This window comes from Streptomyces sp. NPDC085866 (genome assembly GCF_044541035.1).
Lineage (GTDB): Bacteria > Actinomycetota > Actinomycetes > Streptomycetales > Streptomycetaceae > Streptomyces.
On record NZ_JBITSQ010000013.1, the window covers coordinates 58,369 to 76,516 of the forward strand.

Annotated in this window: 18 protein-coding genes; 12 read left to right on the forward strand and 6 right to left on the reverse strand. The window is 70.5% G+C overall.

The window, feature by feature from the left end; all coding sequences use genetic code 11:
- The first annotated feature begins 144 nt into the window (after positions 1-144).
- The 8 genes from ACIF83_RS30835 (at position 145) to rocD (ending at position 7,436) form a co-directional block, all read left to right on the forward strand.
- The gene (locus tag ACIF83_RS30835; protein ID WP_399731797.1) at positions 145-1,383 is read left to right on the forward strand and encodes a MurT ligase domain-containing protein; all 1,239 of its coding nucleotides are present in this window, start codon (positions 145-147) and stop codon (positions 1,381-1,383) included.
- Positions 1,384-1,404: 21 nt separating this feature from the next.
- The gene (locus ACIF83_RS30840) at positions 1,405-2,133 is read left to right on the forward strand and encodes a type 1 glutamine amidotransferase (protein ID WP_393484368.1); all 729 of its coding nucleotides are present in this window, start codon (positions 1,405-1,407) and stop codon (positions 2,131-2,133) included.
- Between the two features lie 227 nt (positions 2,134-2,360).
- Positions 2,361-3,386 (forward strand): 6-phosphofructokinase, encoded by a 1,026-nt coding sequence (locus ACIF83_RS30845; protein ID WP_393484370.1) that lies wholly within the window; start codon positions 2,361-2,363, stop codon positions 3,384-3,386.
- Positions 3,387-3,490: 104 nt separating this feature from the next.
- On the forward strand, positions 3,491-4,441 hold the full coding sequence (locus ACIF83_RS30850) for a cytochrome c oxidase assembly protein (protein WP_393484372.1): 951 nt from the start codon (positions 3,491-3,493) through the stop codon (positions 4,439-4,441).
- 92 nt (positions 4,442-4,533) lie between these two features.
- Complete coding sequence (locus ACIF83_RS30855) at positions 4,534-4,701, forward strand: hypothetical protein (protein WP_399731802.1); 168 nt, start codon at positions 4,534-4,536, stop codon at positions 4,699-4,701.
- Positions 4,702-4,738: 37 nt separating this feature from the next.
- Positions 4,739-5,224, forward strand: a complete 486-nt coding sequence (locus ACIF83_RS30860) for an Lrp/AsnC family transcriptional regulator (RefSeq protein ID WP_393484376.1) — start codon at positions 4,739-4,741, stop codon at positions 5,222-5,224.
- Between the two features lie 164 nt (positions 5,225-5,388).
- Positions 5,389-6,207: a dimethylargininase gene (ddaH, locus tag ACIF83_RS30865; RefSeq protein ID WP_393484378.1), complete on the forward strand. Its 819-nt coding sequence runs from the start codon at positions 5,389-5,391 to the stop codon at positions 6,205-6,207.
- On the forward strand, positions 6,207-7,436 hold the full coding sequence (rocD, locus tag ACIF83_RS30870) for an ornithine--oxo-acid transaminase (protein WP_393484380.1): 1,230 nt from the start codon (positions 6,207-6,209) through the stop codon (positions 7,434-7,436). Before ddaH ends, rocD begins: the two co-directional genes overlap by 1 nt.
- A 47-nt stretch (positions 7,437-7,483) precedes the next feature.
- On the opposite strand, the gene ACIF83_RS30875 is transcribed toward rocD, so the two are convergent.
- Positions 7,484-8,113, reverse strand: coding sequence for a DUF305 domain-containing protein (locus ACIF83_RS30875; protein WP_399731811.1), 630 nt, complete (start codon positions 8,111-8,113; stop codon positions 7,484-7,486).
- 79 nt (positions 8,114-8,192) lie between these two features.
- Positions 8,193-8,594: a DUF6153 family protein gene (locus ACIF83_RS30880; RefSeq protein WP_399731814.1), complete on the reverse strand. Its 402-nt coding sequence runs from the start codon at positions 8,592-8,594 to the stop codon at positions 8,193-8,195.
- Between the two features lie 209 nt (positions 8,595-8,803).
- Between ACIF83_RS30880 and ACIF83_RS30885 the strand changes: the two genes are divergently transcribed.
- Entirely contained in the window at positions 8,804-10,375 is a 1,572-nt protein-coding gene (locus ACIF83_RS30885) for a cellulose binding domain-containing protein (RefSeq protein ID WP_399731816.1), read from the forward strand.
- A 17-nt stretch (positions 10,376-10,392) separates the two neighbouring features.
- On the opposite strand, the gene ACIF83_RS30890 is transcribed toward ACIF83_RS30885, so the two are convergent.
- Positions 10,393-10,914, reverse strand: a complete 522-nt coding sequence (locus ACIF83_RS30890; RefSeq protein WP_399732095.1) for an RDD family protein — start codon at positions 10,912-10,914, stop codon at positions 10,393-10,395.
- A 5-nt stretch (positions 10,915-10,919) separates the two neighbouring features.
- Positions 10,920-11,876 carry a hypothetical protein gene (locus ACIF83_RS30895; protein ID WP_399731818.1) on the reverse strand — a complete coding sequence of 319 codons (957 nt, stop codon included), beginning with the start codon at positions 11,874-11,876 and terminating at the stop codon, positions 10,920-10,922.
- Positions 11,877-12,080: 204 nt separating this feature from the next.
- Here ACIF83_RS30895 and ACIF83_RS30900 point away from each other — a divergent pair, with 204 nt between their 5' ends.
- Positions 12,081-12,437, forward strand: a complete 357-nt coding sequence (locus ACIF83_RS30900; RefSeq protein WP_393484388.1) for a carboxymuconolactone decarboxylase — start codon at positions 12,081-12,083, stop codon at positions 12,435-12,437.
- Between the two features lie 101 nt (positions 12,438-12,538).
- On the opposite strand, the gene ACIF83_RS30905 is transcribed toward ACIF83_RS30900, so the two are convergent.
- Entirely contained in the window at positions 12,539-13,843 is a 1,305-nt protein-coding gene (locus ACIF83_RS30905) for a cytochrome P450 (RefSeq protein WP_399731821.1), read from the reverse strand.
- A 217-nt stretch (positions 13,844-14,060) separates the two neighbouring features.
- Here ACIF83_RS30905 and ACIF83_RS30910 point away from each other — a divergent pair, with 217 nt between their 5' ends.
- Together ACIF83_RS30910 and ACIF83_RS30915 are read left to right on the forward strand one after the other, a co-directional pair.
- Positions 14,061-15,764 carry an FAD-dependent oxidoreductase gene (locus ACIF83_RS30910; protein WP_399731824.1) on the forward strand — a complete coding sequence of 568 codons (1,704 nt, stop codon included), beginning with the start codon at positions 14,061-14,063 and terminating at the stop codon, positions 15,762-15,764.
- A gap of 49 nt (positions 15,765-15,813) precedes the next feature.
- A complete protein-coding gene (locus ACIF83_RS30915) occupies positions 15,814-16,827 on the forward strand; it encodes an amidohydrolase family protein (protein WP_399731827.1) in 1,014 nt (337 codons plus the stop codon).
- Between the two features lie 137 nt (positions 16,828-16,964).
- Here ACIF83_RS30915 and ACIF83_RS30920 read toward each other — a convergent pair whose 3' ends face one another.
- Positions 16,965-18,056, reverse strand: a complete 1,092-nt coding sequence (locus ACIF83_RS30920; RefSeq protein ID WP_393484392.1) for a nitrous oxide reductase family maturation protein NosD — start codon at positions 18,054-18,056, stop codon at positions 16,965-16,967.
- Between the last annotated feature and the right edge of the window lie 92 nt (positions 18,057-18,148).

An 18,148-nucleotide genomic window follows, 5' to 3' on the forward strand; every position in this document is an offset into this window, starting at 1 on the left:
AAGGGTACGGTTCGTTCAGTTCATGCCCGCAGCCAGGCATGGGCCGGGATTCGGGTGTGCGAATGGATCTCGATAGGCTGAGGCCCACACCACGTAGCCGGATGGCCCCAGGCGCGGCGCGTACGCAAGGAGGATCGAGAACTGATGGCAGGCAACTCGGACCCGCTCACGCCGCGGGCCAAGCTGGCCGTGACCGCGGGCAAGGCGGTCGCGGCGGCGTCCCGCGCCGCGGGACGCGGCAGCGGATCGGTGATCGGTGGCCGGGTCGCACTCAAACTCGACCCCGACCTCCTCGCCCGGCTCGCCCAGAACCTGGACGTCGTCCTGGTCTCGGCGACCAACGGCAAGACCACGACGACGCGGCTGATCGCGGAGGCCCTGCGGGCCGCGGGCGAGGTCGTCTCGAACGCGCTCGGCGCGAACATGCCGGCCGGCATCACCTCGGCGCTGGCCGGGGGCTCGGACGCCAAGTTCGCCGTCATCGAGGTCGACGAGAAGTACCTGGCCGGCGTCGCCCGGGACACCGACCCGAAGTGCATCGCGCTGCTCAACCTCTCGCGCGACCAGCTGGACCGCGCGGCCGAGACCCGGATGCTCGCCGAGAACTGGCGCGAGGGCCTCGCCGGGACCAAGGCCGTCGTCGTCGCCAACTGCGACGACCCGCTGGTGGTCTGGGCCGCCTCCTCGTCCCCGAATGTGATCTGGGTCGCAGCCGGGCAGATGTGGAAGGACGACGCCTGGTCCTGCCCGTCCTGCGGTGGCGTGATGCAGCGCCCCGGCGACGACTGGTACTGCGGCGAGTGCGGCTTCCGCCGGCCGACGCCCACCTGGGCGCTTTCCGGGGACCATGTGCTGGATCCGCACGGGTCCGCCTGGCCGATCCACCTGCAGCTGCCGGGTCGCGCCAACAAGGCGAACGCGGCCAGCTCCGCGGCCGTCGCCGCCGTCTTCGGGGTGCCGCCGCAGGTCGCCCTGGAGCGCATGTACCAGGTGCAGGCCGTCGCGGGACGCTACGACGTCGTCCAGTTCGAGGGCCGCGACCTGCGGCTGCTGCTGGCGAAGAACCCGGCCGGCTGGCTGGAGACGTTCTCCCTGATCGACCCGCCGCCGACCCCGGTGATCCTGTCCGTGAACGCCCGCGGCGCCGACGGCACCGACACCTCCTGGCTGTGGGACGTCGACTACACGCGGCTGACCGGCCACCCGATCTTCGTCATCGGCGACCGGAAGCTGGACCTCGCCGTCCGCCTGGAGGTCGCCAACCAGCACTTCCAGGTCTGCGAGAACCTCGACCAGGCCGTGCAGATGTGCCCGCCGGGCCGGATCGAGGTCATCGCGAACTACACCGCGTTCCAGGACCTGCGCCGCCGCGTCGGCAACTGATCTTCGAAGGGCGATCACCTCATGAGCGACAACCAACTGCGGCTGGTGTGGATCTACCCCGACCTGCTGAGCACCTACGGCGACCAGGGCAACGCCCTCGTCGTGGAGCGGCGGGCCCGGCAGCGCGGCCTGGACGTGGCCCGGCTGGACGTACGCAGCGACCAGCCGATCCCGACCTCCGGTGACATCTACCTGATCGGCGGCGGCGAGGACCGGCCGCAGCGGCTTGCGGCCGAGCGGCTGCGCCGCGACGGTCATCTGCACCGCGCGGTGGAGAACGGCGCGATCGTCTTCTCCGTGTGCGCCGGCTACCAGATCCTCGGCCACGAGTTCATCAACGACCTCGGCCAGCGCGAGCCGGGCCTCGGCCTGCTGGACGTGGTCTCGGTGCGCGGCGAGGGCGAGCGGTGCGTCGGCGACGTCCTCGGGGACATCGACCCGCAGCTCGGCCTCCCCGAGCTGACCGGATTCGAGAACCACCAGGGCGTCACCCACCTCGGGGCCACGGCCCGCCCCTTCGCCCGGGTGAAGATCGGCAAGGGCAACGGCACCGGGGACGGCACCGAGGGCGCGTACAACGGGACGGTCTTCGGTACGTACATGCACGGCCCCGTGCTGGCCCGTAACCCGCTGATCGCCGACCTGCTGCTGAAGCTGGCGCTCGACGTCAACGCGCTGCCGCCGATCGACGACCGGTGGTACGACGCGCTCCGCAACGAGCGCATCGCGGCTGCGCAGCAGCCTGCGTGAACACAGCTGCGCAGCAGCCTGCGTAAGCGTCGTTTCAGCGCCGTCTCAGCGGTTTCCGGCAGGCTCTCAGCGGGCCCGCTTGACAGGCCGTCCGCTCACATGTGCGGGCGCGTCCAGCAGGCGGACGCCCGCTACGGAGCCACCCCCTCCCGCCGGTAGGGTGGCCGGGAATCCGCCGGACGACGTGGTCCGGTTTTCCGGCCCACGTTGAGAAGGTATTTCGGGCTATGCGCATTGGTGTCCTCACGTCCGGCGGCGACTGCCCCGGCCTGAACGCCGTCATTCGGTCCGTCGTGCACCGTGCCGTCGCCGACCACGGCGACGAGGTCATCGGTTTCCGGGACGGCTGGAAAGGCCTCCTGGAATGCGACTACATGAAGCTCGACCTCGACGCCGTGGGCGGCATCCTGGCCCGCGGCGGCACCATCCTCGGCTCGTCCCGGGTCCAGCCCTCGCATCTGCGGGACGGCGTGGAGCGGGCCAAGGGCCATGTCGAGGAACTGGGCCTCGACGCGATCATCCCGATCGGCGGCGAGGGCACGCTGAAGGCGGCCCGGCTGATGTCGGACAACGGCCTGCCCGTCGTCGGCGTCCCGAAGACCATCGACAACGACATCGCCGTCACGGACGTCACCTTCGGCTTCGACACGGCGGTCGGTGTCGCCACCGAGGCCCTGGACCGGCTGAAGACCACCGCCGAGTCCCACCAGCGCGTGCTGGTGGTTGAGGTCATGGGCCGGCACACCGGCTGGATCGCGCTGCACTCCGGTATGGCGGCCGGCGCCCACGCCATCGTCGTGCCGGAACGCCCCTTCGACATCGAGGAGTTGGCCGCGCGCGTCGGCGAGCGGTTCGAGGCGGGCAAGCGGTTCGCGATCGTGGTCGCCGCGGAGGGCGCCAAGCCGCTGCCCGGCTCCATGGAGTTCGACGAGGGCGGCAAGGACATCTACGGCCACGAGCGCTTCGCGGGGATCGCCCGGCAGCTCTCGATCGAGCTGGAGCAGCGGCTCGGCAAGGAGGCGCGGCCGGTGATCCTGGGGCATGTGCAGCGGGGCGGAACGCCCACCGCGTACGACCGGGTGCTGGCCACGCGGTTCGGCTGGCACGCGGTGGAGGCCGTGCACCGCGGGGAGTTCGGCATGATGACCGCGCTGCGCGGCACCGACATCGTCATGGTGTCGCTCGCCGAGGCCGTGGAGACGCTGAAGACGGTTCCCACCGAGCGGTACGACGAGGCGGAGTGCGTCCTGTAGTTCAGCCGAGGACAACCCGCCCCCGGTCACAGCCGTGACCGGGGGCGGTTCTACTCTTGGGGGCGGACAGACGCGTACAACCCCCACGAATCAGGAGCCGCCGGATGGATCACAGCGGGCACGGCATGATGATGGACCTGCCGCCGTTCACGCTGGGGCGGGGTCTCCAGTGGTCGGCGGATCCCTTCTTCCTCGTCGCCTGTCTGGCCGGGCTGGCCCTGTACGGCTGGGGCGTCGTGCGGCTGCGGCGGCGTGGGGACGCGTGGCCCGTGGCCCGGACCGTGTCGTACGTGGTCGGTGTGCTGACCATCGCGCTGGTGATGTGCACCGAGCTGAACGACTACGGCATGGTCATGTTTAGCGTGCACATGGTGCAGCACATGGTGATCAGCATGCTGTCGCCGATCCTGATCCTGCTGGGCGCGCCGGTCACGCTGGCGCTGCGCGCGCTGCCGGTGGCCGGCAAGGGCCGCAAGGGGCCGCGTGAGCTCCTGCTGGCGCTGCTGCACAGCCGGTACATGCGGATCATCACCCACCCGGCCTTCACGATCCCGATGTTCATCGCGAGCCTGTACGCGCTGTACTTCACCCCGCTGTTCGACTTCCTGATGGGGTCGAGGGCCGGGCACATCGGGATGATGGTGCACTTCCTCGCCGTGGGTGTGGTCTTCTTCTGGCCGATCATCGGCGTGGACCCGGGGCCCCGCCGGCCGGGTCACCTGATGCGGATGCTGGAGCTGTTCGCGGGCATGCCGTTCCACGCCTTCTTCGGCATCGCGCTGATGATGGCGTCGGAGCCGATGGTCGAGACGTTCAAGCACCCGTCCGCCTCGCTCGGCATCGACGCGCTCTCCGACCAGAACGCGGCCGGCGGCATCGCCTGGGCGTTCAGTGAGATCCCGTCCGTGCTGGTGCTGATCGCGCTGCTGTTCCAGTGGTACGGCTCCGAGCAGCGGCAGGCCAGGCGCAAGGACCGGGCCGCCGACCGGGACGGCGACAAGGAGCTGGAGGCGTACAACGCCTATCTGGCCTCGCTCAACGCGCGCGAGAGCTGAGTCCGCGGTAGCGAGAGCCGACGCCGCGGTATGCCGTTCGGGCGGTGTTCGGGGCACCATGGTCGAGGACGGACCATGAGGAGGGTGTCGCGATGCCCGGTTCCACGAACGGTTCCACCAAGGCGATGGGGGCGATGACCGTCGGCGGGCTCGTCGTCGTGACGGCCTACACGGTCGCGCTCGGCGGCAACGGCTGGCTGTGGTTCGGATGGGTGGTGCTCATGCTGCTGACGCTCGCCATGGCCGTCACCCAGTCGTAGGACGCTCGACGCGGGCGTGGCTGATTACAGTGCCCGCATGAACAGCAGGACTGCCTCCTTCGACGACCTCGACCGGAAGATCATCACCGCACTGATGGCGAACGCCAGGACCAGCTTCGCCGAGATCGGCGCGGCGATCGGGCTGTCGTCCACCGCGGTCAAACGGCGCGTGGACCGACTGCGGGAGACCGGTGTGGTCACCGGGTTCACGGCGACCGTGAAGCCCTCCGCGCTCGGCTGGCGCACGGAGGCGTACGTCGAGGTGTACTGCGAGGGCGCGGCCCCGCCACGGCGCCTGGCGGAGGTGGTGCGCAACCACCCGGAGATCACGGCGGCCATGACGGTGACCGGCGGCGCGGACGCGCTGCTGCACGTGCGGGCGCGGGACGTGGAGCACTTCGAGGAGGTGCTGGAACGGATCCGTGCCGAACCGTTCATCCGGAAGACGATCAGTGTGATGGTGCTGTCCCACCTCCTCCCGGAAAGCCCGGAAGCGGGCGCGACCCACGCCGCACCCGAGTGATCGCGACGTAAACCCCGAAGCGCGCAGTTCTCGTGCGTTCTCCCTGGTGAGAACGCAGCGATGCTGCGCATGCACGCAGCTTTCGTTTCTTGTCGTCCGCCTCCGTCCCTTCCTACCGTTGTGTCAACCCTCAGTGACGCACAGGAAAGCGGAGGAAACCCTCTGTGCCCGAAAGCCGTGTGCCGCGCCCTCGGCGCTTCCTTGTCTGCGAACCCAGACATTTCGCCGTGCAGTACGCGATCAATCCCTGGATGCATCCCGACACGCCCGTCGACGTGGATCTGGCCCAGGAGCAGTGGCAGGCGCTGATCCGCACCTACCGCTCCCACGGCCACACCGTCGAGGCGGTCGACCCGGTCCCGGGCCTGCCCGACATGGTGTTCGCCGCCAACGCGGCGTTCGTGGTCGGCGGCCGGGTCTTCGGCTCCCTGTTCCACGCGCAGGAGCGGCGCCCCGAGTCGGTCCACTACGACACATGGTTCAAGTCGGCCGGCTACGACGTCTACCGGCCCGAGGCGGTGACCGAGGGCGAGGGTGACCTGGTGTGGACGGGCCGGTACGTGCTGGCCGGCACCGGGTTCCGCACCACCCGTGAGGCCCACCGCGAGGCGCAGGAGTTCCTGGGCCACCCGGTGATCGGCCTGACCCTGGTGGACCCGTACTTCTACCACCTGGACACGGCGCTGTTCGTCCTCGACGGCGGCCACGATGAAAACATCGTCTACTACCCGGAGGCCTTCTCGCCGGGTAGTCGGGAGGTGCTCAAGCGTCTGTACCCGGACGCGGTGCTCGCCACCCGCGACGACGCGATGGCGTTCGGCCTGAACTCCGTGTCCGACGGCCGGCACGTCTTCATCGCCCCCAAGGCCGAGGCGCTGGCCGAGCGCCTCACCGATCACGGTTACGTCCCCGTCCCCGTCGACCTGTCGGAGTTCCACAAGGCCGGCGGCGGCATCAAGTGCTGCACCCAGGAGATCCGCTGATGACCGCACCCGCGCACGAGCGCACGTCCGACGACCTGATCAAGGCGGAGGAGCCGGTCCTCGCGCACAACTACCACCCCCTGCCCGTGGTCGTCGCCCGGGCCGAGGGCACCTGGGTGGAGGACGTCGAGGGCCGCCGCTACCTCGACATGCTGGCCGGCTACTCGGCCCTCAACTTCGGCCACCGGCACCCGGCACTGATCGAGGCCGCGCACCGCCAGCTCGACCGGCTGACCCTCACCTCCCGCGCCTTCCACAACGACCGGCTCGCCGAGTTCGCCGAGCGGCTCGCGGAGCTGACCGGTCTGGACATGGTGCTGCCGATGAACACCGGCGCGGAGGCGGTGGAGAGCGGCATCAAGGTGGCCCGCAAGTGGGCGTACGACGTGAAGGGCGTCCCCGCCGACCAGGCCACGATCGTCGTCGCGGCGGAGAACTTCCACGGCCGTACGACGACGATCGTCAGCTTCTCCACGGACGAGACGGCCCGCGCCGGCTTCGGCCCCTTCACGCCCGGCTTCCGGATCGTGCCGTACAACGACCTGGCCGCGCTGGAGGAGGCGGTCGACGAGACGACGGCGGCGGTGCTGCTCGAGCCCATCCAGGGCGAGGCGGGGGTCGTCATCCCGGACGACGGCTACCTGGCCGGCGTGCGTGAGCTGACGCGCCGCAAGGGCTGCCTGTTCATCGCGGACGAGATCCAGTCCGGCCTCGGCCGCACCGGCCGTACCCTCGCCGTCGAGCACGAGGACGTCGTTCCGGACGTGCTGCTCCTCGGCAAGGCGCTGGGCGGCGGCATCGTGCCGGTGTCGGCGGTGGTGGCCCGGCGCGAGGTACTGGGTGTGCTGCACCCGGGCGAGCACGGCTCCACGTTCGGCGGCAACCCGCTGGCGGCGGCCGTCGGCACGGCGGTGGTCGAGCTGCTGGAGTCCGGCGAGTTCCAGCGCCGGGCGGCCGACCTGGGGCAGATCCTGCACAGCGGCCTCGCCGAGCTGGTCGGCCGGGGCGTGACCGGCTTCCGCGCGCGCGGGCTGTGGGCGGGCGTGGACGTGGACCCGGCCATCGGCACCGGCCGTGAGATCAGCGAGCGCCTCATGCGGGAGGGTGTCCTGGTCAAGGACACGCACGGCTCCACGATCCGGCTGGCGCCTCCGCTGACCATCACGGCCGAGGAGCTGCGCTCGGCGCTGGGCTCGCTGGAGAAGGTGCTCGGCGCGGCCGGCCGATGACGGGGGCGGGGGGCCGGCCGCGTACCGCCGGCCCCCCGCCCACTCGGTCAGCCCCGGTTCCTGCTCCCGCCCTTGCCGAGGAGCTGCTTCATCTCCTCGATCTCCGCGTTCTGGGCGCCGACGATGTCGTCGGCCATGCCCTTGGCGGGGCTGTACCGGCCCTTGCCCTTCTCCGTGGTGGCCATCTCGACGGCGCCCTTGTGGTGCTCGACCATCAGGGACAGGAACTTCGTGTCGAAGTCCTTGCCGGTGGCCTTCTCGAGGGCGGCCATGTCGTCGTCGCTCATCATCCCGGACATGCCGGCGTGACCGGAGTGGTCCATGCCGGCCATCGGCACCTGCTCGCCCCAGGCCTTCAGCCAGCCGGTCATGGTGCGGATCTCCGGATCCTGCGCCTTCTCGATGCGGGCGGCGAGGTCCTTCACCCGGGCCGAGGAGGCCCGGCCGTCGGCGAGCCGTGCCATCTCCAGGGCCTGCTGGTGGTGCGGGATCATGCCCTGCGCGAAGGCGACGTCCTGGGCGTTGTGGGCCGTGGCGGTGGCGGAAGCGCTCGTGCTCGCCGAGGCGCCGTGGCCCGCGTGGTCGCCGCCGTCACCGCCACAGGCGGCGAGGACGACGGAGGCGACGCCGGTCACCGCGACGAGGGCGGCACGGCGCGTCAGGGTACGGGTGGTCATACGGGAACTCCTGCTGTTCGAAAGATGTCTTCGGGCGAGCGTGGGAGGACGACCGCGGCACATGCGGTCGTCGCGGCCTCTAGATCCGCAGGAGTTGGAGTTCCGCCAGGGAGAGTGGTGCACGGGCCCCGTCCGGCGCCGTGACCGCGCACGAGCGCAGGTCGGTCGTCGGTGCGGGGGCGGTCACGGGGTCGGGTGCGAGCGCGGGCAGCTGCGGACCGCCGTTCACGGCACCGGACGCGCAGGTGGGATCGGCGTGGTGCATCCGATGGCCGCCGCAGTGCCCGTCGTCCTCGGGACAGCCGCCCTGGGTGACGACCGCGGCATTCGTGTGCGCGGCTCGGGCATGCTCCCCGTGCCCCGTGCCGCCGCCGGGAGCGAGGGCGTGCATGCCCAGCAGCCCGGCCAGCACCGCCAGCACGAACAGCGCACGCAGCCGCCGCAGGGGCGGTTGTCGGGTGTGCTGTCCGGTGCTGTGCATCGGGGACATCGTACGGGTCGCGGTCGGTGAACGAGCCGGGGGTCCCGCCCTGCGAGCGCGCGGGCATGGTCCGTCAGGTCCCGGACGGCGCAGAGCCCTTGACGCGGGTTCAGCCAATCGATATGTACATGCCATCCCCTTGGTATGGACCAATTCTGTGCAGCCTCGAGCGTCGACCCGGCGCCCAACCCCCACCAGTGGAGGCAGCGATGCGAAGACCATCGGCACTCGTCGCCCTGTTCCTCGGCGCACTGCTCCTGCTCCTCACCCCACCACCCGCACTCGCCGCGGGCTCGGCCACGGCGTCCTTCGCCAAGACCTCGACCTGGGACGGCGGTTACCAGGGCGCCTACACCATCACCAACGGCGGCAGTACGACCGTGTCCGCCTGGACCGTCGAGTTCGACCTGCCCTCCGGCACCACGGTCGGCTCGTACTGGGACGCGCTGCTCACCCAGAGCGGCAGTCACTACACCTTCAAGAACCGTGAGTACAACGGTTCGTTGGCGCCGGGGGCGAGCACCACCTTCGGGTGGGTGTCGAGCGGCACCGGCACACCGGCCGGCTGCCGGCTCAACGGCGCGCCCTGCACGGGTGGTTCGGGCAGCGGCGACACGACCCCGCCCGGCGTGCCCGGCGGGGTGACCGTGGGCTCCCCGTCCAGCTCGTCGCTGACCGTGGGATGGACGGCCGCCACGGACGACTCCGGATCCGTCGCGGGCTACGACATCTCACGCGACGGCGGCACACCCGTCACGGTGACCGGAACCTCGTACACCGCCACCGGGCTGCAGGCGAACACGAGTTACTCGTTCCGCGTGCGGGCCCGGGACGCCGCGGGCAACGTCTCCGCCTACAGCGCGGCGGTCAGCGCTACGACCACCTCCGGGGGCACCCAGCCGGGTGGCGGCGTGCACACCGCTCCGTACATCGACATGGGTGCGTGGCCCACCCCGAGCATGCCCGACATGGCCTCCGCGAGCGGGCTCAAGAGCTACACGATGGCGTTCGTCACCGCCTCCGGTTGCAAGGCCATGTGGTTCAACGCCTATGACCCGCGCAACGGCTGGGCCAAGGACCAGATCGACGCGATCCGGGCGAACGGCGGTGACGTGAAGGTCTCCTTCGGCGGCGCGTCCGGCATCGAACTGGCCCAGGCCTGCGACTCGGTGGACTCCCTCTACACCGAGTACAACGCGGTCGTGAACGCGTACGACCTGACCTATGTCGACTTCGACATCGAGGGTGCGGCCGTCGCCGACCCGGCCTCGATCAGCCGCCGTTCCCAGGCCCTGGCCCGTCTCCAGCAGGCCCACCCCGGGCTGCGGATCTCCCTCACGCTCCCCGTGCTCCCGGAGGGCCTGACCTCGGACGGCCTGAACGTGGTCAAGGCGGCGCGGGACGCCGGGGTGGACCTCGACCTCGTGAACATCATGGCCATGGACTACTACCGGAGCGTCGACTACGGCGACGCCGCCCTCCAGGCCGCGCAGGCCACCTTCACCCAGCTGCGGTCGCTCTACCCGAGCAGGTCCGACGCCCAGCTCTGGGCGATGATCGGCGTGACTCCGATGCTCGGCCAGAACGACGACGGCCACATCTACGACCAGAGCGACGCCCGCCAGCTGGTCTCCTTCGCGCAGGGCAAGCACCTCGGGGAGCTGGCCTTCTGGGAGGCGACCCGGGACCGCAACGCCTGCACCGGGGCCCTGTACCAGTGCACGAACGTCCCGCAGTCCCCCTACGAGTTCGCGAAGATCTTCGCGGCGTACACGGGCTGACGTGCCCTCGGTACCGCCTACGGCCGCTCGCCCGCGCCATGACCCGGTGGACCGGGCGAGCCGGCCGGACCGGGGTGGGGCCGCGCGTGGCCGTACCAGTCGTGCACCACGGCACTGCCGACCAGCAGGTCCTGGACGGAGGCCCGGCGGCTGCTGGCCGGGATCCACAGCACTCCGAGTGGGAAGAGGAGGTACAGGACGGCCCGCAGCGCGGCGGGCACGAGGGTGAGGCGGGCGCCGGACCGGCCGGTCACCCGCAGGCCCATTATCTGGTCACCGACGGTGCGTCCGACCGTGCACCAGCTGCCCGCGAGATAGACGGCCGCGAGCGCGGAGCCGAATCCCGTGGCGCCCCAAAGGCCGAGCTGCGGCGCCGAGAACGGGGGCCCCACCAGCAGATACCGCAGCGCCGCGGAACCGAACTGAAGGACCGCGACCGCGCCGAGCACGACGAGGACGTCCACGACGGCGGCCACGGTACGCGTGACGATCCCGGCCGGCAGTCCCTGGACGGCCGCCGGACCGGGCGCACGGGCCATCGAGGTCACGGCGCCTCCGGTCCCTCGCCTCCCCCTCCGGGCCGCGGCTCACCGGCCGATGGCCTCGGAGGGGATCCGGCGCGATGCAGCAGCCGGTCGGTGATCCGGTCCACGAACCGGTCGGCACGGGCGTTCTGCTCACGGAACGCGTCCAGCGTCTCCGCCGTCATGCTGCCCCCGGTGTCCCGGACGATCCGCCCGACGTCCAGCTCCTCCAGCACCTGCTCGGTGTACGTCGCCAAATCCACCCGGGCGAGCACCGCGTCGAGGTCGATGCGCCGGGCCACCCGGTCGACGTCCAGCCGCTCCGCCACCGCGTCCACGTCGATCCGGTCGACGGCGGCGTCGAGATCGATCCGGGACAGCAGGGCGTCGACGTCGACACGGGCCAGCACGGCGTCCAGGTCCACGCGGGCGAGGACCGCGTCGAGGTCGACCCGGGCCAGCAGGGCGTCGAGGTCGACGCGCCGGGCCACGCGGTCCACGTCGAGGCGGTCGGCCACGGCGTCGAGGTCCAGCTCGTCCACGACGGCCGCTGTCACCGCCCGGACGAGCGCCCGCGCCAGGTCCCCCGCCTGGTTCCGCGACCGCTCCCGTTCCGCCGCTCCCCGCGCGCTCCAGTAGGCGATGCGGCCCTCAGCCGCACCCCGCACGGCCGACGGCACGAGCAGCCGGGTCGCGGCGCGGGCCCAGCGCCCGGCCCGGTCGGCCGTGCCCACGACCCTGGACAGCGAGCGCCGCTCCACCTCCAGCGCGAATCCGAGCAGGGCGTCGCCCAGGGGCGCCGGCGCACCCACCGGACGCGGAGCTCCGGGACCAGCCGCGGACACGGCCTGCGACGCCAGATCGGCCAGCCCCAGGACCAGCCGCGTCACCCCGTGGGGCACGGGCCCCACGAGGCCGTCGTCGCCGCTCCGACCCGTCGGCGCGGAGGCGGGCGAGTCGCCCGCGGACCTGCTCATGCCGGTATCGGACCATCCCGGGCCGCGGCCCGCCCTCACCCACCAGGGGTGACCTGCCCCGACCGGCCGGACGGCACGTTCACGCCACCCGGATCACGGTCACCGACGTCCGGACAGCCTCACCCGCGTCGGGTGAGCAAGAGGCGCCGGGCGGCCGCCTACGGTGATAGAGCCCAGACGGCAGACCCCGGAAGGCGGACCCCCATGCCCACCACATCAGACGCCCCCGTCCTCGACACGCTGGCCGCCATGACGATCGACTCGATAGAACGCTGCGGCATGGACGAGCGCACCCTCATCCTGACCCGCATCGCCGCGCTCGTGGCCATGGACGCACCGGCGCTCTCCTACCTCGCCCACGTCGACCCGGCGGTCAAGGCCCAACTGACCGTGGAGCAGCTGCAGGACGTCCTCGTGGCGATCGCCCCCGTCGTCGGCACGGCGCGCGTGATGTCGGCCGCGACCCACATCGCCCAGGCCTTCGGGGTGGCCATCGGCCTGGCCGAGGCAGAGGCCCAGTCCATCGCCGAGGCCGGGGCCCGAAGCCGGGAGAGCTCCTGAACCAGGCGACAACGGCTCGTCCCTGACGAGCCGTTGTCTCCAGCATGCCGGATCCACTCGTGCGGCATGCTCCTGGTCCCTCACGCACTCCGGCAAGAGTCTCACGCGATGTCGGGCATCCCGGATGCCCAGTCGTCCAGAACCCTGGAGGGGTCCAGCGCGACGGGCAGCTCGGTCAGGCCGCGGAACGCGGGGAAGGGCACGGTCAGCCACTTGGCCTCGTCGGCCGGAATGGCCAGGGAGAGCATGGGGAAGCGGCGGAAGAGCGAGGCCAGGGCGATCTGCATCTCCATCCTGGCCAGCGGTGCGCCGAGGCAGTAGTGCGGGCCCGTACCGAATCCCAGGTGGTTGCTCTGCACGCCCGACCGGGCGATGTCGAAGGCGTCGGGGCTCTCGAACGCGGCGGCGTCCCGGTTGGCCGAGGTGACCGCGATCTGCACCAGCGAGCCCTTGGGAATGAGCGTCCCCGCGATGGTGATGTCCTCGAGCGCGTGGCGGAAGGTCGCGTTCTCGACCGAGCCCTCGAAGCGGATGATCTCCTCGATGGCGTTCGGCAGGAGTTCGGGCGAGTCGATCACCTGCTTGAGCTGCTCGGGATGCGTGAGCAGGGTGTAGACGGCATTGCCGATGAGGTAGGCGGTCGTCTTGTGGCCGGCGAACAGCAGCACCCACAGCGTGGACAGCAACTCGCCGTCCGTCAGCGACTCCTGCTCGTCGCTCGTCTGGATGAGCACGCTCAGCAGGTCGTCCTCGGGGGCCTTCCGCTTACGGGCGATCAGGACCTCGAAGTACTCCCGGAGCGCGGTCTCCGCCTCGGCCAGCCGGTCCTTGTCCTTCTTGCTGAAACCGGTCCGCGCCACGACGCTGCACCACTGCTGGACCTCCTGCCTCTCCTCCTCGGGGACGCCGATCAGCTCGCAGATCACCTGAAGGGGCAGCGGGAAGGCGAAGGCCGACAGCAGATCGACGGACTGCAGGGTGGAGCACTTGTCGAGCAGCGCGTCGGTGATCTCCTGGATCCGCGGGCGCAGGGCCTCGATACGGCGAGGGACGAAGGCACGGCTGACGATCCGGCGCAGCCGCGTGTGCTTCGGCGGGTCGGCGAACAGCATGTTGTCGTCCAGGGCGATGGAGGAGTCGCCGAAGATGGAACGGTAGGCATCGATGGCCGCGTACATGTCCTTGCTGATCCGCGGGTCGGCCAGGGCTGCCTTCGCGTCCTCGAACCGCGTGATGAGGTACGAGTCCACACCGTGCGGCGGGGTGAGACGGCACACGGGCGCGTTCTCACGCAGATGCTGATAGAGAGGGTGCGGGTTGGACCGGTATTCGGGGCAGCCGCGGGATGCCGCGTCCACTGCCCGGGCTGTCTCGTCCGCGGTCTCCTGCTCTTGCATCTGAGTCATCGACGGCCCTTCTTCTCTTCCCGCAGTGGCACGAGTCGGCTGAATGCTGGAACGCAGGAATGCATTGACGCCACCCGTAACGGGAAAACGCGATTCACCCTGACGCTGACCGACCTCTTCGGCACGGTGCGGTCGCGGAGACGACGAATGCGCCGTCCGAGGGAAGGACCGATTGCCGACCCTGGGGCCGTATGACAGGTTCGAACCCAGGGCCGCCATGAGTTCGAATTGCTGCCCGAACTACCGCTGGGTCACTGGAGGAGGACGGGCCGTGGACAGGCGCGACGAAGAATTGGTGCCGGTATTGATCGTGGGCGGTTCGCTTGTCGGACTGTCCGCGTCGGTGTTTCTGGGAAGACTGGGCGTCAGCCATATGGTCGCCGAACGCCGGGCCGCCACTTCCGAACACCCCCGGGGCCGGGGGAACAACATGCGGACCATGGAGTTGTTCCGCACCGCCGGCGTGGAACCGGACATCAGAAAGGCCGCGGCCAACCTGTCCGGCAATCACGGCATCATGCAGACGGACAAACTGTCGGGTGGTCAGAGCAGATGGCTCTCGGCCCGGCTCACCGGCGGGAAGCCCCCCGAGAAGGACGTGTGCTCCACCCTGCGGTGCGCGTGCAGCCAGAACGACCTGGAGCCGGTCCTGCTGGACCACGCCCGTCGACTGGGCGGGGACGTGCGCTTCGGTACGGAGCTGGTCTCCTTCACCGAGGACCGGGACGGCGTGACGTGCGAACTGCGCGAACGGGAGAGCGGTCGGACGTACACGATGCGCACGGCCTACCTCCTGGCGGCCGACGGGCCGCGCAGCCCCGTGCGCGAGCGCCTGGGCATCGGACAGAGCGGAGGGGGCGACCTGTTCCACAACGTCAGCGTCACCTTCCGCAGCAAGCTCCTGCGCGAAGTGGTGGGCGATCAGCGGTTCCTCGTCTGCTACCTGAACGGGACCGAGGGCGACGGGGTCCTGCTGCCCGTCGACAACGAGGAGAAGTGGGTCTTCCACATCCCGTGGTTCCCCGAGCGCGGCCAGACGCTCGAGCACTTCACCGACACGCGCATCGCGGACCACGTCAGGGCCGCTGCCGGCGTACGGGACCTGGACGTCGAGGTCACCGGGCGCGCCCCGTGGCACGCGGCGGACCGGGTCGCCGACCGCTACCGGCAGGGACGCGTCTTCCTCATCGGTGACTCGGCCCACGAGATGCCCCCCACCGGCGCGTTCGGATCCAACACAGGCATCCAGGACGCTCACAACCTGGCCTGGAAGATCACCGCGGTGCTGCACGGCTGGGCGGGAGAGGGCCTGCTGGACACCTACGAGAACGAACGGCGCCCGGTCGCCCTGGCCACGATCGCCCGGGCCATCGAGCAAGCGGCACGCGAGGAGCACCCCGGCTACGCCGCCGCACAGGGACCGGGCCAGAGCACGGACCTGATGACCGTGTCCCTCGGCTACCGCTACCTCTCCACGGCCGTGTCCGGCGCGGACACCGAAGCGCCGACCATCCCGGAGACACTCCGCCTGCAGGCGGACCCCGGTACCCGGGCCCCGCACATGACCGTCGTGCACAACGGGGACACCAAGTCGACCGTCGATCTGTACGAGCGGAGTTTCGTCCTGCTCTCCGGTCTTTCGGACGGGCCGTGGCCGTCGGCCGCCCAGGCCGCAGCGGCCAAGCTCGGCGTCCCCCTGGTGTCCTACCGCATCGGCGCCGGGCCGGACTTCGACCTCGACACCACGGCCGCCCACGGCACCGATGGCGGTGGCGCGGACTGGGCCGCCGTCCACGGCGTCACCCCTCAGGGCGCGGTGCTCGTCCGCCCCGACGGAATCGTCGCCTGGCGCTCCGCAGGCCTGCCCGCGGACCCCGCACCCGAGCTGACGCACGTCCTCGAAGGCCTCCTCAGCCGCTGATCCCGCTCTTCGACGCCCCCGGACCCTTCCACCGTAGGGAGCCCCTTCCATGCCGACCGACCTGCAAGCTCCGGGCGACATAGGCCACCGCACCGCACTGAGCGACGACGACGCCCGACACGAACGAATAGACGTCCACCACCACTACACCGCCCCCGAATGGGTGCGGTGGGCCGAGAAGAACGGGATTGCGGACCGTGACAGCCTGCCGCCGTGGACCCGGTGGGACGAAACCGCCGCCCTGGACCTGATGGATCGGACCGGCACGCACACCAGTGTCCTCACCGTCGCCATGCTGGGACGCTTCAAGGAGGCTGCGGCACGCAAGGAGAGCACGCGTGTCGCCCTCGACGCCGCCGGCGCCCTGGCCACCAGGCACTCCGGCCGCTTCGCCTTCTTCACGCCCGTCTTCCTCGACGACGCCGAACTCTCCCGCTGGTCCGTCTCCCACGGAATGGACCAGCTCGGGGCCGTAGGCGTCAGCGCGCGCACCAGCACGGGCAACACGTACCTGGGCGACCCCGCACTCGACCCGATCATGGCGGAACTGGACGAACGCGCCGCCGTGATCAGCACGCACCCCATGCAGGTGAACACCTCCGGCGCCCCCCAGGGCGTACCGCCGTTCGTGTGCGACTTCCTCATGGACACCACCCGCGCCGCCCTGAGTCTGATCATGAACGGCACTCTGGACCGCTTCCCGCGGCTCACCTTCATCCTCCCGCACGGCGGCGGGTACCTCCCCTACATCGCGAGCCGGGTCGAGGTCTTCGGCCGCCAGCTCGTCCCCGCCGTCGACCCCGGCCGCGTCCGCGACTACCTGCACCGCTTCTACTACGACACGGCCGCGCCCATGTCCCCGTCGGCCACGCCCACTCTGCTGGCCGCCGCGGGTTCCTCCCGGATCCTCTACGGAAGCGACTGGCCACCCACCCCCACACGGGTGGTCACCGAAGTGACCACCCCCGCTCTGGACGGGGATCCCGCCCTCGGCGAGCGGGAACGCGGCCGCATCAACCGCGGGAACGCCCTGCGTCTGCTGCCCGCACTCGCTCCTGCCTGAGCCCGCCCGGGACCGTCACGCGGGCCACCTTCACCAGCCGGTGCAACGGCAGTGTCCCTTCGCAGCGCTCGCGGGGAGCGACGCGAAGGGACACTGCTCGGTTCAAGGAGCCCGCACGGCCGACGGGCCGGCTCAGCTCAGCACAGTCCGGCCGGGACCGAGACCCGGCAGAAGTTGCCGCGGAAGAGGTTGCTGCCCTTCGAGGCGTTCTGATTGACCAGGTCGGCCGGGGCGTTGCCGATGAACCAGTTCTCGTCGACGCGGTTCTTGTCGTTGCCCACGCCGACCATGCTCTTGAACAGCACGACCCCGCCCGACAGCGGCGACCGGCCGCTGTTGCCCGCGACCATGTTGTGCGTCAGCAGAACGCTCTCCGCACCGGACAGTACGATCCCGGAGCCCTGCACGAACGGCAGCCGGGCCGTCTTGGCGCAGTACTTGTTGTTGCGCAGCACATAGTTCTCGCTGACGGTGAGCGCGCCGGCCCGGGGCTTGTTCTCGTCTCCGATCACGATCATCCCGGTGCAGTTCCCGGTCAGGTAGTTCCGCTGGACCTTGAGGTTTCGCAGGCGCAGGACCGTCAGGCCGTTCCGGTTGCCCTCCAGGGTGTTGCCCTGCACGACCAGGCCCCGGCTGTCCGTGGCCCCCTTCTCCGACATCGTCGTGTTGGCGAGGTACAGGCCGGCGTCACCGTTGTTGCGGGCGACGTTGTTCTTGAACACACCGCGCGTGGAGTGCTCCTGCGAGATGCCCCACTTGCCGTTCTTCTCGGCTCTCACCCGCTGCACGGTCAGGCGGTCGGTGGCCAAGGACCACAGACCCACGCTGGAGAAGCCCGTCACCTTCAGGTCGGAGACGGTCACGTCCGTGACGGGCTTGTTCCTGAGCCCGACCACACAGATGCCCTTGCCGCCCTCAACACAGCCGACCGCTGCCTTGGGGCTGGGGACGGCCTTCTTCACGGGAGGCACGATCACCGTGCGCGGACCGACGCCGCGGAGGGTCAGTCCGGAGGTTTTGACCGTGACACTCTCGTGGTAGGTGCCGGCCTGCACCAAGACCGTGTCACCGGCGTGGGCGGCGTCCACCGCCTTCTGGATCGACTCACCCGGGCGCACCGTCATGGTCCGCGCGGCCGGGAGGGAGACCGCCGAGGCCGGGAAAGCAGCCGGGCCCGCACCGAGAAGTACGGCGACGAACGCGGCGTACCGAACATGGTTCCGTTTCATGTCCGGAACGTAGGACCGAATCGGCGGATGCCCGCGCGACACTCGCTCGCATACCTCCCAACGGGCGTAAAGGTTCACATCACCGGACGCGT